This window comes from Streptomyces sp. NBC_00386 (genome assembly GCF_036063235.1).
Taxonomy (GTDB): domain Bacteria; phylum Actinomycetota; class Actinomycetes; order Streptomycetales; family Streptomycetaceae; genus Streptomyces.
Genome location: NZ_CP107950.1, coordinates 282277 through 299731, shown reverse-complemented (window position 1 = coordinate 299731; position 17455 = coordinate 282277). Strand labels below are relative to the sequence as shown.

Below are 17455 nucleotides of genomic sequence, written 5' to 3'. Positions count from 1 at the left end.
CGACGGGCACAGGGCACGGTCGGTCAACAGGCGGACGCCAGGGTGACTGTGGCCGCTCCCAGCCAGCCTCGGTATCCGGAGCCGTAAGGTGCATAGAGGGCGGTCTCCAAGATCAGCACCCTTCCGGCGTTGGAAGCCGCTGAGGGGGCCTTCCCCGTGATCGTGGACACCGGTTGGCATGCGGCGGTGGCCAGCGTAGTTGATCGCTGTTCGTAGGCGATCGGGCTGATCTGGCCGAGGCGGGAGTGCCGTCGGCGGGTGTTGTAGCGGGTCGCCCAGCGGAAGACCGCGAGGCGGGCCTCACCCGCCCCGTTCCACCGCTTGCGGCCCTGAAGCATCTCGCGTTTCATGGTCGCGTTCAGACTCTCCGCGGCGGCGTTGTCCGCACTCGTGCCGACCGCGCCGCGCGATCTGATCACGCCCAGTTCCGAGCAGACCTGAGCGAACTCCTTCGACACGTATTGCGCTCCGTTGTCGCTGTGAAATATCGCCCCGTGCAGACCGTCCCCGCCGCGGGCCCTCGCGGCGGCCCTGAGCGCGTCGGTGACCAGCTCCGTGCGCATGTGGTCGGCGATCGACCAGCCCGCCAGCCTCTTCGAGCACAGGTCCAACACCGTTGCCAGATAAAGGAATTGGCCGTTGCCGATCGGAAGATAGGTGCTGTCTCCCACGTACTTGGTGTTCGGTGCCTGGGCGGCAAAGTCCCGCTGGAGCAGGTCCGGCACCGGTGTCACCGACGGCTCGGGAATGGTGGTGCGGACCTTCTTGCGCAGGTGCAGCCCAACGATGTGGAACGTGCGCATGACGCGCTCGACCCGCTTGCGATTGACCCGCCGACCGGAGTCCTTCAGCTCGGCGGTGACGCGCGGAACCCCATAGGTGCCGTCCGAATCCTGATGAATCCGGTTGATGTGCTCGGCGAGCTCGGCATCCGCCCTCGCCCGACCGGCCCGCGCGGATGCACCGGCCAGTCACCGGTAGAAGCCGGAACGCGAGACCTGCAGCATCCGGCACAGCCGCTTGACGCCGAAGGCGCCACGGTGATCCTCGACGAACTGGAAGCGGCTGCTCACCAACTGGTCTCGGCCGCAAAATACTTCGCGGCCCTCCGCAGGATCTCCCGCTCGAGCTCGAGTTCCTTCACCCGCGCCCGCAGCTGCCGGTTCTCCTTCTCCATCGCGGTGGCCGCCACCGCCCCGGGCCGGGCGGCCTGCTCGGCATCCCGCACCCACGTGCGGAGCGTCTCGTGGTTGACGCCCAGGTCCTTGGCCACCGACGCGTACGTCCCACCCGGGCTGGCGTGGTACAGCGCGACGGCATCGGCCCGGAACTCAGGCGAGTACTTCGACGTCCCCAACGGGAACTCCTGTCCTATGGATCATCACGATCCAATGATCAGGGTGTCCACGCTCAAGGGGAAACGCCCGCCCGGCCTCGGTGACGCCAATGGACGCGTACCGGTTTGTCCGCCCCCTTCATCCACAACATGAAGTCCCGGGCCTCCTCCCGGGTCGCGCGGTCCCACTCGATCCCGAGCACCCACAAGAACCGGAACCAGCGCAGCAGATCCATGCCGTACGAGCGTGGTGTCAGCGGCGAGCTGTCCCTCGCCATCAGCTCCTTGAGATACAGCACGGCGGGCTCGACCGGTCTCCCGAACGGATCCAGCACCCTGTAGGGCTCCCAGGGATCTCCCGTCTCCAGCAACTGGCCCAACTCGGGCAGGACAAAGCCCCTCAGGTCCCTTCCGGGACGTTGCTCATCAAGCACGTCGGGAAGCTAGCAGATACATGATCTGACCTGCGAATACTCATGACTTAGTTCGGTCAACAGGCCTGGAATGCCACGGTGGCACTCCCACCGATCCCAGCACCTACGTGCACGACGACATCGCTCTGCCCTGCCTTGGCGGTCCTTCATCCGCTGGATGAGTACGACCGGCGATGGCGGTACTGAACGTCCTGGGGGCTGCGTTAGCTTCAGAAGGACGTCCACACGCTACTGGATCTTGATCCAGTAGCGTCTCGCGGCGCCGAACATGGTGTCCCGGACGCTTTCCAGGATGCCGCCATGGCGCACGATCGTCTTTGCCGAGGCGACGTTGTCGATCGCACAAACCAGCAGCACGCGAGCCAGCCCGAGCGACCGAGCCTCGTCGAGTATTTGGTCCAGCGCCCAACCGGCCAGTCCGCGTCGACGCGCTGACGGGCGGATGCCATAGCCGATGTGACCGGTCTCCAGTACCGCATCGTCGAGCCCGTGACGCAGAGCAATCCCGCCCAGCACCCGGTCGCCTTCAACGATCCATCGATAGATGCAACTCACCCGAGGGGCCTGCTCTGTCACCGAATCCGACTCGGCAGCCAGCCGTGTCACCCAGGCCGCGAACCCGTTCGGTGAGTCGACATCGTCGGAGGGCAACAGCCCGAACCCGTCCTCATGTACACCAGGTCCCCACTCTTCATGCGCTTCGAGCCAAGCGGACTGCAGGCGGACAGTCGGTGCGATCAGTTCAGGCATGAGACGACGGTACTGATGCAGACGATCACGATCTACATCTCGAAGCACTTCGCGAGATCGCTGCCGCGCGGTGAGTAGCGCACCCAGAGAACAAGTGCTCTGCACCGATAGGGCGCGTCGTGCCCGGCTCAGCTCGTGCCTGACAGTCATTCGGTCGGGCTGGGCACACCGTGTCGAATGGTCTCCACGGCGAGGACCGGATCGAGAGGCTCCACGAGCTCCTTGGTGGCTACTCCCACGAGGCCCGCTGGGATGTCACCGTCCAGCAACGTGCTCACGTACTCGATGGCCTCCGCCGGCGACAGAACGGGCAACTTCTGACGCAGGGTTCGCACAGCATGTACGCGGCCGCGGGTAGTGGCGACTCCGCATATAACGTCATGTAGATCGTCTACGGCGGTGCGTACCGGCAGCTTACGTATCCGGGCTCGGTAGTCCGCCTCCCACTCTCCGGTTACCGCGGAGACGACGCCGATCTGGTGCAATCCTCCGTCGACGCGGTCGACCAGGTACGGCCCATTGCCGATCAGCATGTGATCCGCGTCCCGAGTGCGTACGAACTCCTCGGACTGCCAGGAGACGATCCACACCAGTTCGTGCTTCTTGACACGGACCACAGCCATCCGCATTGCGTCCACACTCACGGCTCGCCACTGCTGATAGTCGCGCTCCAGTTGTTCTTCGACAGCCCGAACGGCGGCTTCTCGCTCGATCACACGGGCAGCATCCCGTATCGGCCCCTCTGCCCTCCACCAAATACGCATGGCCCAGGGCCACATGCGAGGGCGCTGACGGGCGTCTTGCTCAGGAATACGGCAGCTGCGGAACAAGTGCTCTGCGCCAGTAGCGTTGGTGTGCTCCACGCAGATCCGCGCGGAGGACTGGCGGCGTCGCTGCTCGCGCCAGGCGTGCTGATCGCCCAGCGGTGCGTCGTCTTTCGGCTTCTTCGGCGGGGCGCTGACCTGGCCGGGGAACTTGTTGGCCAGGCCCCGGTAGCCCTCGTCGACCTCGGCCTTGACTCTGAGGTGCCGGTGAAACTGCTCGACGATGCCCTCGATGCGCACGGCGGTTTGGTCGTGCATGCGACCCGGCCGGACCACACCGCTGAACAGGGTGCGGCCCTGCGGGTCACTGAAAGTGGTGGTCTTGATGGTGTTCTGCTTCTTCTTGCCGGAGACGAACGTCTGGCGGCCTAGACTCATCTACAACGACGACGAAGACGTCTCGGAAGCGTGCCAGCAGGCTGCCCGGCAGGGACTATGGCTGTTCTACGCCGAGATCGCAGCCGCACGAGGGCCCGACACCGTTGCCTACGCCTGCGACATTTTGAAGATCATCGAGCCCGATCGCACCCGCCTGTCGGACTACGGGGCTTCCGGTCGCTTCGACGTCCGCCCCTCTTGGATCGGTTCGTAGCCAAGCGATCCACAGGCTTTCTCCCGGTGCGGTCAAAAATGGCCGGATGCGCTGTCTCGTCGTCATCGACGCCCCGTCCAATCTCGGCCTCCGGCCGCCCGCGGAGGGCACTGTTCCCGGGTGCTACAAGCTGGCGGGCGCGTTGCGGGAGCAACGGCTGGTACAGCGGCTCGGGGCGTACGAGGGTGGAGTCGTCGTGCCGCCCCGCTATGACCGTGGCGGATGGGCGGAGGGCGACGGTGTGTTCAACGCCGGGGCGATCGCCGCGTACAGCCGCAAGCTCGCGGACCGCGTCGAGCACCATGTCCGGGCGGGCGACTTCCCGGTCGTCCTGGGCGGGGACTGTTCCATCCAGCTCGGTGCCTCGCTCGCCCTGCGCCGCATCGGACGGTACGGACTCGTCGTCATCGACGGGTCCGCGGACTTCCGGCACCCGGGCAACTCCGACCGGGTCGGTGCCGCGGGCGGCGAGGAGCTGGCCCTCGCGACCGGTCGTGGCCAGCGGGACCTGACCGACCTCGAAGGGCTGCGGCCGTATGTCAGGGACGAGGATGTACGGGTTCTCGGTATCCGGGACTACGACGACGAGCGGGCCGAGCTCACCGAGTTGAAGATCATGAACGCGACGGTCGGGGAGATCCGGCAGTGGGGCGCCGGGGAACTGGCGGGCGCGGTCCTGCAGACTCTCGAAGTGCCCGTGACCGAGGGGTTCTGGGTCCATCTGGACGCGGACGTGCTGGACCCGTCCGTCATGCCCGCCGTCGACAGCCCCGACCCCGGCGGACTCCTGCCCGACGAACTCGCCGCGCTGCTGCGGACCGTTGCTGCGATCGAAGCGGTGCGTCGGCTTCAACCTCACCGTCTACGACCCCGATCTCGACCCCGACGGCACCTGCGCGGCGCTCCTCGCCGACCTCCTCCAGGCGGCCTTCACCGGCGCCTGACCGGAACGGGCCCGCACGGCCCACGTGCCCCAGGCCGTGCGGAGGCAGGCTCAGCCGGCCGAGTCATGGGCCGGGGACAACGTGCCGGCGGGGCACGGTTCACCGGCCGGCTCCGGATGCTCCGAGCGCGCCGACCGCGGTCGCGCGTCCGCGGAATCGAGGCGCAGCATGGCGGTCTCGTCCAGGGTGCCGGGTGCCGCCTGGTAGACCACCATCCGCTGGCCGCCCGTCCGGGCCAGACGCATGACCTCGTAGGTCAGCGTCATCGCTCCGACCCTCGGATGCCGGAAGGACTTCTGTCCGCCCCCGCGTTCGCAGACGTCGTACTGCTCCCAGAGCCGGGCGAACTCCGGTGACTTCAAGACCAGTTCACCGACGAGCGTGGTCAGCTCGGGGTCGTCCGGGTCCGCTCCGGCGACCGCCCGCAGATGGGCCACCGAGAGGGCGACCGTCTCCTCCCACGGCTCGTAGAGCGTCCGGCCGACCGGGTGGAGGAAGAGGTAGCGGGTCAGATTGCGCTGCTCCTGGGGCCAGTCCCAGAGTCCGGGCAGCAGCAGCTGGCCGGGCGGATTCGCGGCCAGTACACGGTTGTAGCGGCTCACCACATAGGCGGGGAGCGGACGCACCGACTCCAGCATCCGCATCACCGAGTCACGAACCGTGTGATCGGAGGAGGCGGGCAGCTCGCCGACCCGCCCGGACGCCAACTCCACCAGTTCATAGAGGCGTTCGTAACCGTCGCCGCGCAACCGCAGGGCACGGCCGAGGCCGTCTACGACGGCGGGGGAGGGATTGGTCTCCCGGCCACGCTCCAGGCGGATGTAGTAGTCGACGCTCACTCCGGCCAGCGCGGCCAGCTCCTCCCGGCGCAGTCCGGGAGTGCGGCGCAGCCCCGCGCCGGCCGGCAGGCCGACGTCCTCCGGCCGGACCTGCGCCCTGCGGGCCTTCAGATATCTGCCGAGTTCGGTGCCCCGTGCGTCCGTTGCTGACATTCGGCCCATTCTGGCAGGCCGACCGGGAACGTGGGGGGCCCTGTCAGACCCTGGAACACCGCACCCCGGGAACAGCCCGGTCTGCCGGACCGCCGTGCGGAGGCGGAGAGTTGAACCCGAAGCGGGCGGCCCGACCGCCGAGGCCCAGGGCGTGCGAGGCACAGGACCGCAGCCCCGGCAGTCCGGAGCCGCCCGCCGACTCTCCCCGACCACCGTCGATTCCTTTTGCCTGCCGAGGAGTTCATCATGCGCACCCCTGTTCCTTCAGCGGCCATCGCGACGGCCCGTGACCACGGCCAGCGGTCGTCGACGCTCACGCTCCGGCGAGAGGGGCCGCACGGGTCCCGACCAGCGATGCCGGCCGTCGGCGTGGCCACCGCGCCGCCGCGGGGCGGCGTCGCCCTGATCGCCGCGCTGCTCGGCTTCACCGTGATCACCATCGACGTCTCGGCCGTCAACATCGCCCTGCCCGCCATCGGCACGTCCCTGAGAGGCGGGATGACCGGACTCCAATGGGTGGTGGACGCGTACACCCTGATGTTCGCGGCCCTGATGATCTCCGCCGGCGCCCTCGCCGACCGTGCGGGCGCCCGTCGCGCCTACGCCTGGGGCGTGGCCTTGTTCACCCTCGCCTCCCTGGGCTGCGCACTGGCGCCCGGCATTGGTGTGCTGGTCGCCGCGCGCGTGGCGCAGGGCGGCGCCGCCGCGATCGTGATGCCGGCCTCGCTGGCACTGATCCGCCAGGCGTACGACGACGCCCGGGCGCGCGCCCGCGCCATCGCGCTGTGGACCGTCGGCGGTTCGGTGGCGATGGCCGCGGGTCCGGTCCTTGGCGGGCTGCTCACCGACTCGGCCGGCTGGCGAGCGGTCTTCCTCCTCAACCTCCCCGTGGGCGCGGTGATCCTGGGCCTGCTGGTCCGGGTGCCGCGTTCCGCGCGCCGGCCCGCCGCGGTGGACGCCGGCGGACAACTCACCGCCGTACTGGCCCTGGCCGGGCTGGCCTTCGCGGTGATCGAAGGCGGCCACCTGGGCTGGACCAGCGGCACCGTGGCGGCGGCCGCCGCGCTCGCCGTCGCCTCCGGATGTGCCTTCGTCATGGTGGAGGCCCGGCACCGTCGGCCCATGGTCCCACTGGGCATGCTGACGGACCGGAGGGTGGCCGTCCCGCTGGCGGTCGGCTTCGCCGTCAACGCCGCCTTCTACGGCGGGATCTTCCTTCTCGGCCTGTACTACCAGCAGTTGCGCGGAATGTCGGCGATCGAGGCGGGGCTGATGTTCGTCCCGATGTCCGCGGTGGTGACGGCGACCAACCTCGTCTCACCGCGACTGGCGGAGCGCGTCGGACGACGGCCGGTGATCGTCGCCGGTCAGCTGATCTTCACGGGAGCGATGCTGGCCTTGCTGCCGCTCGCCGCGCACACCCCCGTATGGCTGGTACTGGTCCTGCTGCTGCCGCTGAGCATCGGCGGGGCACTCGTGGTGCCCGCGTTGACCGCGCTGCTGATGGACGCCGTTCCCGGAGAATGCGCGGGGACGGCGTCGGGGCTGCTCAACTCCTTCCGCCAGACCGGCGGCGCGCTCGCGGTCGCCCTCTTCGGCGGCCTGCTCGCCGCCTCCGGCGCGGACTTCTCCCTGCCGGGCATGCACATCGGCCTGCTCGCCGTCGCCGCCCTCCTCATCGTCACCGCCGCGCTGTCCCGCCTCCTCCTGCCCCGCGGCTGACCGGAGTTGGATACGCGGGACGGCCGGATCATCGCGAAAGGCTCGACAAGAGTTCCTCACGACTATTGACACCCGTCTTTCGATAGATCGACTTGAAATGATCGTTGACGGTATGCAGAGAAAGATTCATGCTGCGCGCGATCTGCTTGACGGCCAGTCCGTCGAGAGCCCGCCTGATCACCTCCTGTTCCCGCGAGGTGATCCCGTACAGAACGGCCGCGGCGGGCAGCAGTACGTCGGAGGAGGCGGATTGGATGGTCACCGCGACACCGCCGAGGTCCGAATCGTCGAGCCGCTGGGCCTCCAGCACGATCCAGCCGTCAGGGCCGGGGATACGGCTCAGTGCTTGACGGCCCGGCTGCCGTGCCATGAGGGCTATGTTCCAGACGTGGGCGAATATCTCGCTCTCGTCAGCGGTCTCGGCGTCCTGCACGAGTTTGCTCACCCATTCATGACCGGTTCGGGTCACCGCCCTTATCGTGTCGCTGCCGTCGATCACCACAATTCCGGGTGGGGGCGCGCTGCGAACGGGACGCAGGAAACGACCGGCGACATACTGCTTCAGCGCCTCCGCCATGGGGCCGGCCAGTCGGCCGGCGTTCACCGCGTCGGCCGTCGAGAAGGGTCTGCTGCCTCTTGCTCTCAGCAGTACCAGCAGACCCCAGGTCATCCCTTTGAGGGTCAGGGCGACCCGCATCTCGCTGCTGACGTCGGTCGTGTTCATGATCTCCTGGTGCCGGACACGGTGCTGTCTGCCCGGTGGGTCGGATGCCAGGACCGCCACAGGACGGCCACGTCCGACCAGTGCGGTCAAGGTGTGCTGCCCGTGGCCGAGGATTTCCGCGGATTCCAGTTCGCGATAGAAGTCCGCCGCATAACCATGTTCCTTCGTAAGGAAACATGCCGCACCCGTGATCGGGTCGACTCCTCTCAACATGTATCCGTCGTGCGGTACGAGTTCCGCGATGTGCCGTGAGATCACCGAACCCAGTTCAGGGATTGTCGTGGCCTCCGCCACCGCAGGCGCCAGAGTGCGGGCTGTCTGTTCCACGTCCGGATTCATGGAAGGAGTGTGGATCTGCGTCGCTCGACGAACACGGATTCGCGGCACGTTGGCCGAGAGGTGACACTCCTTGGCGTGTATACGGCAGCCACCGAGAAATCGGAATTGGAACTTTCTATTCCCGTCCTTTCCGCTTTTTCCGCGCGGTCGCCCGGTCCCGAGTGGTCAAGGACCGGGCGACCGGGTTCATTCCGTCAGCACTCCGGAACGGCCCCGTCGTGGAACGCCTCGTTGCTGTCCACGTACGCCCCGTAGGTCCACCCCGTGACGAAGGTTTCCTGGCCGGTGGTGGCGGTGTACCGCTCGGACACCGTGTGGTACCAGACGTTCCCGCGGTTGCTGATGTTGTCACCGCGGTCCCAGCAGTCGGCGACGATGGAGTCTCCGAACCTCAGGTCCGGCACCCCCACCTTGCCGTCGCGGGTGTGCGGGGTGTTGAAGACGCCCGCACTATCACCCACGTGGATCAGCGCGTTCGCGGCGGACGCGCTGCCGACCCCCAGGAACAGCACGCCGGCGCTCAGCGCCGCGACGACGGCGCTACGACGCGGCAGGACTCTCTTCATCATGGTTTCCCCCTGATGGTTGGCCGGCTATGAGGTGCCGGGCGGGTGCACCGTGGTCCGGAGCACACCCAGGACGATGCCCTGGACGGAAAACCGAGTGAATCCCCCAGAAATCGGGGGGTGACAAGCGGACGCGGATGAGCCTGCCGGTCCAAAGAGCGCGGTGAAATGATCTCCGGGCCCGGTGTACTGTCAGAGCACTGGAAGTAGAAACGTGTGTTCACCGCAGAACATCGACGCGAGTCGACGGAGCGGGGGACACACGCGCATACGCGGTACCGGACGGGCCGCCACTTCTTCACATCGAAGGAGTGCGCAGTGAATGTCCGTCGTCCTGGAACCGTAGAGAAGGCCGGTGCTCCCACCGAAGCCTCTCGCTCACCACGATCCCTCCGCGAACCGTCGCCAGATTCCTTCCGTCCTGCCTCGCCACGTTCCCTCCGTGAAGCGGGGACAGCCCTCGCAGGCCTGTCAGCGGTGTTCCTGTTCGAGATGCTCGACAACTCGATCCTCAACGTCGCCTTGCCGACCATCGGCCGTGAGCTGTCGGCGTCGACGACTGTTCTGCAGTGGGTCACAGGCGTGTACGCCGTCGTGTTCGGTGGACTGATGCTGGCCCTCGGCGCGCTGGCCGACCGGGTCGGCCGCCGCAAGGTCATGTTGGTCGGGCTGGTGCTGCTGGGTGGGGCAAGTCTGGCGACCGCGTTCGTCACGACGGCGGAGCAACTCGTCGCCGTCCGGGCGGCCATGGGCGTCGCGGCGGCGATGACGACACCGGGTTCCCTCGCGCTGGCGTTCCGCCTGTTCGACGAGGACGCGCTCCGCGTCCGTGCGACCACGCTGATCTCGACCGTCGGCCTGGTCGGACTCGCGATCGGACCCATGGTCGGCGGCTTCGTGCTCGCGTTCGCTCCGTGGCAGATGCTGCTGCTGGTGAACGTGCCGATCGCTGCACTCGCGTTCGTCGGCATCCGGCGCGGCATCCCCGCCGACAAGGCGGACGAGTTGCACCGGGACCCGATCGACGGTGCTGGTGCCCTGCTCGGCACGGCCGCGATCGTGCTGACGCTCGTCGCGCCCACGCTGTTCGTCGACGCGGGTACCGCGTCGCTTCTCCCGTGGCTGACCACGGCGGCGGCCGTCCTGACGGCCGTGCTGTTCGTCGTCCGCCAGCGTGTCGCCCGCCATCCGCTGCTCGACCTCGAACTCGTCGCCCGCCCCCTCGTGTCGAGCGGCCTGGCCTTCAAGGCCGCCGCAAGCCTCGCGACCGCCGGACTCGGCTACCTCGTGACCCTGCAGCTCCAGCTCGACCTGGGCTGGACACCCGCCCAGGCGGCCCTGGGCATGCTGCCGCAGGTCGTCGTGCTCATCGCGGGCGGTGCGCTCATCGGCCCGCTGGTCACGCGTGTCGGCCTCGACAAGGCATCCTGGCTCAGCGCGGGAGCCGTCGTATGCGGGCTCGCCGTCTACGGGCTCCTGGGCCGCTTCGGCTACGGGTGGATCGCTCTCGCGCTCATGCTCGTCGCCGCCGGTATGCGCGTCGTGGGTGTCGTCGCCGGGACCAACGTGATGCGCGGCCTCCCGGCCAACCGCACCACCATCGGATCGGCGCTGGTGGACACCGCGGGCGAAGTCAGCACCGGCATCGGCATCGCAGTCGGCGGAACCATCCTCGCGGCACTCTTCACCGGCGACATCACCACGTCGCACTGGAGCACGCACCAGACCACGCAGTTCCGCGACGCGATCACCTGGGCCGGCCTCGTTCTCACGCTCCTGACCGCGGCGCTGGTGGGATGGGGCATCGCGCGGGCCCGCCGCGTCACGGACAGCACGACACCGTCGCCGGCGACGGCTCCGGAAGGAACTTGAGGGAGACGGGCATCGGCCCTCTCCCCGCCCCGCTCTCGGGCTGCCGAGGACCAGCGCTCACCGCGCGCGGACGCATCGGTCAGCCCCCGTCGCCCCGGCGTGCCTGGCGGGCGAGGGCCCGGAAGTCCTGCCAGCGCGCCTGAGGCCGCTCAAGCCCGCGGCGGCGCGGATAGCGGGCGGCGGCCCGTCGGGTCGTGCGCAGCACGGACACCGCCTCGCTCGCGCGGCCCGAGCCCATCGGTTCCACCACGCCCGCCGGGACCAGCAGCAACCCGCCGTCCGCCGCGCGCAGTTCGCCGCGTACGAGCGTGTTGTGCATGTTGTTGAGACGCTCGTCGTGCCGGTGCACCAGCAGGGAGGCGGGGCCCGGTACGGCCGCGCAGTCGGTCGGCACGTCCACGGCGAAGCCGCCGTCCGCGGGCACGGGCCGAGTGCGTGCCAGCACCGGCGCGCCCGTGGCGTCACGGGCGGCGAGCACCGCCCTCGGGTACCGAGCGAGCAGCCCGGCGCCGGGCAGCGGACTGTCCCCCTTGGCCGGCGACTGTGCCGCGGCCGGCATCGGCGGCCGCACCACGACCTGGTCGGGGGTCACGGTGATCAGCAACCGCAGGTAGTACCAGTCCATCACGCGGCGCAGTGGAGGAAGGAAGTACGCCCGGCTGTGCGGCTGCCGTTCGAACAGCATCCGCCAGTAGTCTTCGGTGTCCTGAGGACCCGTCATGATCTCGTCGGAGGACACTCGGCGTGTCCTCCGACGAAGATCTGCTGGGGCTCCTTCAGACCGCTGCCGGTGGGTTCGGAGAAGAGCAGCGCGACGCGGCCGTTACGGCGGATGTTCAGCGCCTTCTGGGCGAACGCGAGGGACGTGCTCAGCAGCAGCGTCCCGTCCGGCCTGCGCCGCAAGGCCGTCGGCCAGGCGAGGGGGTGCCGTCCTGCCCAGGGTGGCGAACTCGCAGGTCCGGTAGGCGTCCAGGACGTAGAGCGGGGCGGAGTCGAGGAGAGGCATCGTGCCCCGGCCAGCGGGGCACGCATGGCGCGACGGTAGGCGGCGTACTGGCGCCGGGCGAGGGCCCGCCACAGCAGCCGGCCGATCAGCGGAACCCGGTCCAGGAAGGAGGCCTGTTCTTCGGGCGTCGCCTCCTCCAGGATCGTGCCGAGCGCTAGCATCCGCTTGTTCTTCGGTATGCCGTCCATGCCCCGCTCGCCGACCAAGTCCCATTCCGGGGCGGTCAGATGCTCGGCGACGAGCGGCAGGATCGACCGCTCCTCCTCGTCGAGGTGGACCAGCAGCGCCGTCCGGTGGGCGTCCAGCGCCAGGGCCAGTTCCTCCCCGGGGATCCGGTCGGCGGACCGCTCCCACACGGGGAGCCACTCGGCGACGGCCGCGAGCGTGCGGTCGATCTCCTCGTGCTGGAGCCGCATCCGGCCCACCAGTTCCTCGTCGTGCGGGGCACGGCGTTGCAGCAGCGGCCAGATCAACTCGTCCTCGGCGTGGTGATGGTGGTGCAGGCCCATGGGTGTAGTCCCGCAACGCCCCGGCGATCCGCGCCGCGCGGGCCGTGTCCCCGTCGGGCACGGCCCGCACCAGCCGGGGCAGCCGCGTCAGCATCCGCAGTGCGGACGAGCGGGAGATCGCGATACGCCTGCCGTTCAGGCGTCAGCCCACCACCCTGCGGATATCTCACACAACCGGCATACCGCGACGATCACACATCGTCAGCCCCCGGCGACAACACGCCTCAAAGGTCAGTAACTGCGTGACAACGCCAACGAACAACGGCGGATGGGAACGCACTCCTGTGGAGGATCGCAGCAGCTCAGGCGCATACCAACTCAAGGCCGAGCACCCATCCAAGTCGCTCCGGGACGAAGAGGTCGTGGGTTCAAACCCCACCGCTCCGACGCAGCTCTCAGGTGGAACAGGCGACGAGCTGCCCGACGACGGAGAAGCGCTGCTCACACTCCGGGCAGGTCGCCTCACCGAAGGCGTAAGTCAGGGCGCGCGCGACTTCCTCATGGCCGTCGGCTAGGGCGAGGTCGTAGAGGCGCCGGCCGAGACCTTCCAGGGTGCGGGGATCGGCCGGATGGAGAGGGAAGGTCTCGACGTCGTCGGAGAGGGCGTAGTCCTCTGCCGTGCTGAAGAAGCCGCGCTCGCCGAGAATCACCCACATCGACGCGCACCCGTCGGGATCGGGGCACTCGATCTCGTATTCTTCGCTGACGACGCCCCAGAACAAGTCCTCCGCCCAGTGGATGTCGCCCTCCAGGTGCAGGACGGCCTCAACCAGATAGCAATAGTCGTTCCGGTCGGCGGTGACCTGCCGCCACCGGTTTGCGGCGTCCAGTAGGCGTGCGACTTCCGATGCATACTCGTGCCGCAGGCTTCGGGTCTCGTACCGTTGGTCGGCCTGTGTGAGAAGGGCGCCGGCCAGGTGGAGGGCGGAGGGTGCCGTGTCGGCTTTGTCAGCCTCTGCTATGTCGGCCAGCGTGCGCAGCACCATCGGATGGGCGGCATCCAGAGAGCCGTTGTGGTAGAGCTCCGTCCAGAGGTCGCTCCAAGCCTGACTGTCCCGGCCTGTGGCTGCACGTTCCAGTAGGGCCTTCAGGCGGTCGAGATCGGCGTTGCCTGCACGGGGAACAGGAGAACTCGTCGTCATTGCCGTATCCAAGCAGGCTGCCGCAAGCGCACTTTCGCCGGTGGGCCGACCGGCCGGGCGAGCCGTTGCAAGTCTGCCCGGTGCCGGAGCTGTTCCGGTGACATCCAACATTGACATCAACGACCACGGACAGTGGTGGCGGCCAGCAGTCATGTGCGGCGCTCGTGCGCACAAGGGGCTGCCATTGCATCGGGCCCTGCCCGAACTTGCGTGTCGGTGTTCGGTGTTGTCCTTCTCCTGCTCGCGCGGGAGGGGCTGTCCGGTTCTTGTGCGGTGCGGGGTGATCAGCGCGGTGCCTGGGTGGGCGCCGTCCGCGATCAGGGTCGTTCCGGTCGCTGCGGCGGGCAGGTCCGATTCGCGTCAGGTGTGGGCGTCGGTCTTGTTGCCCGGCGCGGGCCGGGCCGGGGCGATGGCCGGGCGCGTGTCGGCGTCGGTGATGGCCTGCGTGTTCGCCGGGGACCGGTGGTTGCGGCTCGAGGCGCCGGTCTTCCGGTCACGGACCGGGATCGGGGTGTTGTCCGCGATCCACAGGTGTTCGATGTCTGGCGTCGGCCGTGGCGCGGGCTCCGGGGCGAGCAGCGGGCCAAGCCGCTGGACGGCCCGGCAGACCGTTGCTGAGGAGGTGTCGAACGGTGAGGCGGACTGGCGTGTCGTGGGGTTGGTGCGGTGGTGGGCGGCCACCGGCAGGACCCGGTCCGCCGGCGGGTCGGCGACTGAGAACTCGCCCTGTCTGGCCGGGGGATGGTAGCCGGGCTTGCGGATCGACCATCGGGTTCGCAGGCTTCGCTTCGTACCAGCAGGAAGGAATGTCAGCCATGATCCTCCCGAAGGTCAGGGACCCTCGCTTCGTGACGATCCGCCGCGGTGGGACCCTCACTGATTCGGATCACCATCTCCTCGCCCTTTGGGCGGCAGCTTGCGCGGAGCACGTCCTTGACCTCTTCGAGTCGGCTCAGCCTGAGGACCCACGGCCGCGCCAGGCGATCGAGCATGTCCGCGCCTGGGTGCGTGGCGAGGTCAAGATGATGCAGGCCCGCGCGGCGGGCGGCCATGCGATGGGCGCGGCTCGCGACCTGCGTGGCGCAGCACGGCATGCTGCCTACGCCGCCGGCCAGGCCGCAGTCGTCGCACACGTCGCCGCGCACGAACTCGGTGCGGCCGCCTATGCGGTCAAGGCCGCACGCGCTGCCGTACCAAAAGCCGAGAGTGAGGCCGCAGGGCGACTCGAGTGCCGGTGGCAGCGCGGCCAGCTCCCGGAGGCGATTCGTGAGCTCGTACTTGACGACCAGCGATTGCGCAACGAGATCTGCTGGTCGGTGTTTGACTGCTGAGCGCGCGTCGGGCGCCGGCACCGTCCACACGAAACTGATCGCCGCCGGCGCCGCTCGGTCTCCGGGCTGTCGCAGCTGCGGGAGGTTGGTTGCTGATCCACCGGCACCTTGCCGAAGAAAACGACACCTCACCGACGACGGCCCCGCCGGAACACCTACCGGCGGGGCCTCGCCGTCAGAGTCCGTCGGCATCGTGAACGCCGCCTTCGTCGGCATTTTCAACGCCGCGCAACACCCGCTCCGTTCCCGCATCACCTTGACCGGCTTCGCGAACCGCTCTGCTCGGCTTGCAGGGTCAGCGACTCGGACCCTGTTGATCATGTCCGCAGGGCTTGGGGGTGGTTGGGGGAGTGGTTGGTGGTGTTAGTGGTTGGTGGTGTTAGTGGTTAGTGGTGGTGGGGGTTGGTGATGGGGATGGTGGTGAGGTATTCGGGGGGGAGGTCGAAGGCGTCGGTGAGGGTGGTGAGGTGGGGGGCGAGGTTTTCGGTGAGGTTTTCGGTGAGGGTGGGGAGTTGGTGGAGGTGGGTGGGGGTGAGGTGGTTGTGGGCGAGGAGGTCGCCGGTGTGGGGGCGGAGTTGTTGGAGGAGGAAGAGGTGGCAGAGGGTGGTGATGAGGTGGTGGGTTGGGGGGTGGGTTGTTTGTTGGGTGGCGTTCAGGAAGGCGTCGGCGGCTTGGAGGGTGGCGTGGGCGGAGACCATTTCGAGGGCGGGGGTGGAGGCGTTGTTCCAGCGGCCGATGGGGTTGGTGGCGGGTTGGTTGCGTAGTGCGGTGTGTGCTCGTGTGTGCCAGATGGTTTGGGTGTGGGCGAGCAGGGTGCGTAGGAAGTGGGGGTTGGTGAGTTCTTGGGGGCCGTGGGGGGTGGGGGGTGGGGGGGTGGTGGGGTTGAGGAGGAGTTCGGCGGCGGCTTTGGCCCAGATGACGAGGTTGTCGCCTTCGGCGGTGATGGTGCCTTCGATGTAGTCGGGGAGGTGGGCGAGGTGGTTGGCGGTGAACAGGCCTTGGGCGCCGCAGCGTTCGCGGCATTGGGTGGTGATGGTGCGGGCCTGCCAGGTGATCCATCCTTTGGTGATGGCGGCGAGGCGTTCGGCTTGTTCGCGGGTGTCGTGGGTGTGGGTGGTCCAGGTGTCGAGGGCGGTGCGGTGCAGGAAGGTCATGGCGTAGGCGGTGGCCAGTGAGGTGAGCAGGGGGGCGTGGTGGGTGCGGTGGGTGTTGATGGTGATGCGTTCGCCGGCTTTGGGGCCTTGGATGCGGCGGTGTTCGCCGTAGCGGACGGCGATGGCCAGGGCGGCTCTGGAGGCGCCGACGGCGGCGCCGCTCATGCACAGTTTGCCGGTGGTGACGCGGCCGATGGAGCGCAGGAAGCGTTTGCGGCGGTTGCCGAGGGTGCTGGTGAGGGTGCCTTCGTCGGTGAGTTGTCCGTGGTCGGACTGCAGGAGTGCCTCGCGTGGCAGTTGCACGTGGTCGAAGGCGGTCAGGCAGTGGTCGACGGGGGCGGTGGGGCGCATCGGCAGCCGGCGTACGCGGATTCCGGGCAGTAGCCCGTTTTCGTCGCTGAGCGGGGTCAGGAACAGGTAGACGCCCTCGTCGCGGCCGTTGATCAGCAGGCGGGCGGCGACCACGGCGGTCTTGGGGCCGCCGGTGAGGCTGGTGTTGGGCATGAACTTCTGGGCGCCGGGGTGCGGGGTGTTCAGGACGAATCCGCCGCTGTCGGGGTCGTGGCGGGCGGTGGTCTCCATCGCGGCGCTGTCGTTGCCGTGTTCGACCTCGGTGCACAGGAAGGTGCCGATGCGCTGCATGGAGGTGAAGGGGGACAGGTCGCGCTCTTGGGCCGCCTGGTGGTCCAGGAGGCTGCCGAGGAAGAGGTTGTAGTGGATGCCGGCCACCGTGCACAGGCTTCCGCCGCCGTCCACGATGGCCGTCCATTCGTGCAGGCTCGCCAGCAGGCGGGGGTCGGTGGCCAGGGCTCGGGGTTCCTCGAGGGTGTCGTTGACCAGCCGCAGCCAGTCGTAGGCCAGGGCCGCCTGGTCGGCGGGGGTGCGGCCCGGGCGGTGGCGGAACGTCTGGTTGCGGATCAGTGTCCGCCAGCGGTCGTGGACGCGTGCGCGGTCCTCGCCGAACAGGAGCCGGGCGAGGTCCTGCGCGGGGGAGAGGGCGGGGGCGGGGGCGGCGCTCTTGATCCCCTCGAGGGTGAGTTCCTCGATCGCGCGCAGTTCGCGCAGGCGGTCGGCGTCCAGCCGGCCCCGCGTTCCCGGTTTCGGCGGCACCTCCGCCGTGGGGCCGGCTGTGCCGTCTTGCACGTTCGGCTGGGTTGTCAGAAGGGCCATGACCCTATCCCCCGTCGGTCGCAGATCCGGATGTGGACGTGCTGGACT

14 protein-coding genes and 2 pseudogenes are annotated in these 17455 nt (G+C 68.6%); 4 read left to right on the top strand and 12 right to left on the bottom strand.

Going from position 1 to position 17455, the window contains the following annotated elements; translation table 11 throughout:
• Positions 1 to 179: 179 nt before the first annotated feature.
• The 4 genes and pseudogenes from OG780_RS01115 to OG780_RS01100 all read right to left on the bottom strand — a co-directional run.
• A pseudogene (locus OG780_RS01115) lies at positions 180 to 1357 on the bottom strand (IS3 family transposase); the annotation flags it as partial.
• A 53-nt stretch (positions 1358 to 1410) separates the two neighbouring features.
• On the bottom strand, positions 1411 to 1770 hold the full coding sequence (locus OG780_RS01110; RefSeq protein ID WP_328443711.1) for a site-specific integrase: 360 nt from the start codon (positions 1768 to 1770) through the stop codon (positions 1411 to 1413).
• Positions 1771 to 1998: 228 nt separating this feature from the next.
• Positions 1999 to 2520: a GNAT family N-acetyltransferase gene (locus tag OG780_RS01105; RefSeq protein WP_328443710.1), complete on the bottom strand. Its 522-nt coding sequence runs from the start codon at positions 2518 to 2520 to the stop codon at positions 1999 to 2001.
• 146 nt (positions 2521 to 2666) lie between these two features.
• Positions 2667 to 3722: a YrhB domain-containing protein gene (locus tag OG780_RS01100; protein ID WP_328443709.1), complete on the bottom strand. Its 1056-nt coding sequence runs from the start codon at positions 3720 to 3722 to the stop codon at positions 2667 to 2669.
• 260 nt (positions 3723 to 3982) lie between these two features.
• Between OG780_RS01100 and OG780_RS01095 the strand changes: the two are divergent.
• Positions 3983 to 4880, top strand: a pseudogene (locus OG780_RS01095) (arginase family protein).
• A gap of 50 nt (positions 4881 to 4930) precedes the next feature.
• On the opposite strand, the gene OG780_RS01090 reads toward OG780_RS01095, so the two are convergent.
• The gene (locus OG780_RS01090; RefSeq protein ID WP_328443708.1) at positions 4931 to 5872 is read right to left on the bottom strand and encodes a helix-turn-helix domain-containing protein; all 942 of its coding nucleotides are present in this window, start codon (positions 5870 to 5872) and stop codon (positions 4931 to 4933) included.
• A gap of 246 nt (positions 5873 to 6118) precedes the next feature.
• Between OG780_RS01090 and OG780_RS01085 the strand changes: the two genes are divergently transcribed.
• Positions 6119 to 7594, top strand: coding sequence for an MFS transporter (locus OG780_RS01085; RefSeq protein WP_328443707.1), 1476 nt, complete (start codon positions 6119 to 6121; stop codon positions 7592 to 7594).
• A gap of 28 nt (positions 7595 to 7622) precedes the next feature.
• On the opposite strand, the gene OG780_RS01080 is transcribed toward OG780_RS01085, so the two are convergent.
• Together OG780_RS01080 and OG780_RS01075 are read right to left on the bottom strand one after the other, a co-directional pair.
• A complete protein-coding gene (locus OG780_RS01080) occupies positions 7623 to 8657 on the bottom strand; it encodes a helix-turn-helix transcriptional regulator (protein WP_328443705.1) in 1035 nt (344 codons plus the stop codon).
• Between the two features lie 194 nt (positions 8658 to 8851).
• Positions 8852 to 9226 (bottom strand): hypothetical protein, encoded by a 375-nt coding sequence (locus OG780_RS01075; protein WP_328443703.1) that lies wholly within the window; start codon positions 9224 to 9226, stop codon positions 8852 to 8854.
• Between the two features lie 474 nt (positions 9227 to 9700).
• Here OG780_RS01075 and OG780_RS01070 point away from each other — a divergent pair, with 474 nt between their 5' ends.
• Positions 9701 to 11095, top strand: a complete 1395-nt coding sequence (locus tag OG780_RS01070) for an MFS transporter (RefSeq protein ID WP_328443701.1) — start codon at positions 9701 to 9703, stop codon at positions 11093 to 11095.
• A gap of 79 nt (positions 11096 to 11174) precedes the next feature.
• On the opposite strand, the gene OG780_RS01065 is transcribed toward OG780_RS01070, so the two are convergent.
• The 4 genes from OG780_RS01065 to OG780_RS01050 form a co-directional block, all read right to left on the bottom strand.
• On the bottom strand, positions 11175 to 11834 hold the full coding sequence (locus tag OG780_RS01065) for a hypothetical protein (protein ID WP_328443699.1): 660 nt from the start codon (positions 11832 to 11834) through the stop codon (positions 11175 to 11177).
• The gene (locus OG780_RS01060; protein ID WP_328443697.1) at positions 11813 to 12610 is read right to left on the bottom strand and encodes a hemerythrin domain-containing protein; all 798 of its coding nucleotides are present in this window, start codon (positions 12608 to 12610) and stop codon (positions 11813 to 11815) included. Before OG780_RS01060 ends, OG780_RS01065 begins: the two co-directional genes overlap by 22 nt.
• Positions 12611 to 13005: 395 nt before the next feature.
• Positions 13006 to 13752, bottom strand: a complete 747-nt coding sequence (locus OG780_RS01055) for a hypothetical protein (RefSeq protein WP_328443696.1) — start codon at positions 13750 to 13752, stop codon at positions 13006 to 13008.
• A 360-nt stretch (positions 13753 to 14112) separates the two neighbouring features.
• Positions 14113 to 14433, bottom strand: coding sequence for a hypothetical protein (locus OG780_RS01050; protein WP_328443694.1), 321 nt, complete (start codon positions 14431 to 14433; stop codon positions 14113 to 14115).
• A 134-nt stretch (positions 14434 to 14567) separates the two neighbouring features.
• On the opposite strand from OG780_RS01050, the gene OG780_RS01045 reads away from it, so the two are divergent.
• Positions 14568 to 15083, top strand: a complete 516-nt coding sequence (locus OG780_RS01045; RefSeq protein WP_328443692.1) for a putative immunity protein — start codon at positions 14568 to 14570, stop codon at positions 15081 to 15083.
• Positions 15084 to 15469: 386 nt separating this feature from the next.
• On the opposite strand, the gene OG780_RS01040 is transcribed toward OG780_RS01045, so the two are convergent.
• Entirely contained in the window at positions 15470 to 17407 is a 1938-nt protein-coding gene (locus tag OG780_RS01040) for an acyl-CoA dehydrogenase family protein (RefSeq protein ID WP_328443690.1), read from the bottom strand.
• Positions 17408 to 17455 lie beyond the last annotated feature (48 nt).

Excerpts from the sequence above, each read along its gene's own strand:
- OG780_RS01040 (WP_328443690.1), bottom strand. The coding sequence starts at position 17,407 with ATGGCCCTTCTGACAACCCAGCCGAACGTGCAAGACGGCACAGCCGGC.
- OG780_RS01085 (WP_328443707.1), top strand. The coding sequence starts at position 6,119 with ATGCGCACCCCTGTTCCTTCAGCGGCCATCGCGACGGCCCGTGACCAC.
- OG780_RS01105 (WP_328443710.1), bottom strand. The coding sequence starts at position 2,520 with ATGCCTGAACTGATCGCACCGACTGTCCGCCTGCAGTCCGCTTGGCTC.
- OG780_RS01055 (WP_328443696.1), bottom strand. The coding sequence starts at position 13,752 with ATGACGACGAGTTCTCCTGTTCCCCGTGCAGGCAACGCCGATCTCGAC.
- OG780_RS01060 (WP_328443697.1), bottom strand. The coding sequence starts at position 12,610 with ATGGGCCTGCACCACCATCACCACGCCGAGGACGAGTTGATCTGGCCG.
- OG780_RS01045 (WP_328443692.1), top strand. The coding sequence starts at position 14,568 with ATGATCCTCCCGAAGGTCAGGGACCCTCGCTTCGTGACGATCCGCCGC.
- OG780_RS01100 (WP_328443709.1), bottom strand. The coding sequence starts at position 3,722 with ATGAGTCTAGGCCGCCAGACGTTCGTCTCCGGCAAGAAGAAGCAGAAC.
- OG780_RS01090 (WP_328443708.1), bottom strand. The coding sequence starts at position 5,872 with ATGTCAGCAACGGACGCACGGGGCACCGAACTCGGCAGATATCTGAAG.
- OG780_RS01075 (WP_328443703.1), bottom strand. The coding sequence starts at position 9,226 with ATGATGAAGAGAGTCCTGCCGCGTCGTAGCGCCGTCGTCGCGGCGCTG.
- OG780_RS01080 (WP_328443705.1), bottom strand. The coding sequence starts at position 8,657 with ATGAATCCGGACGTGGAACAGACAGCCCGCACTCTGGCGCCTGCGGTG.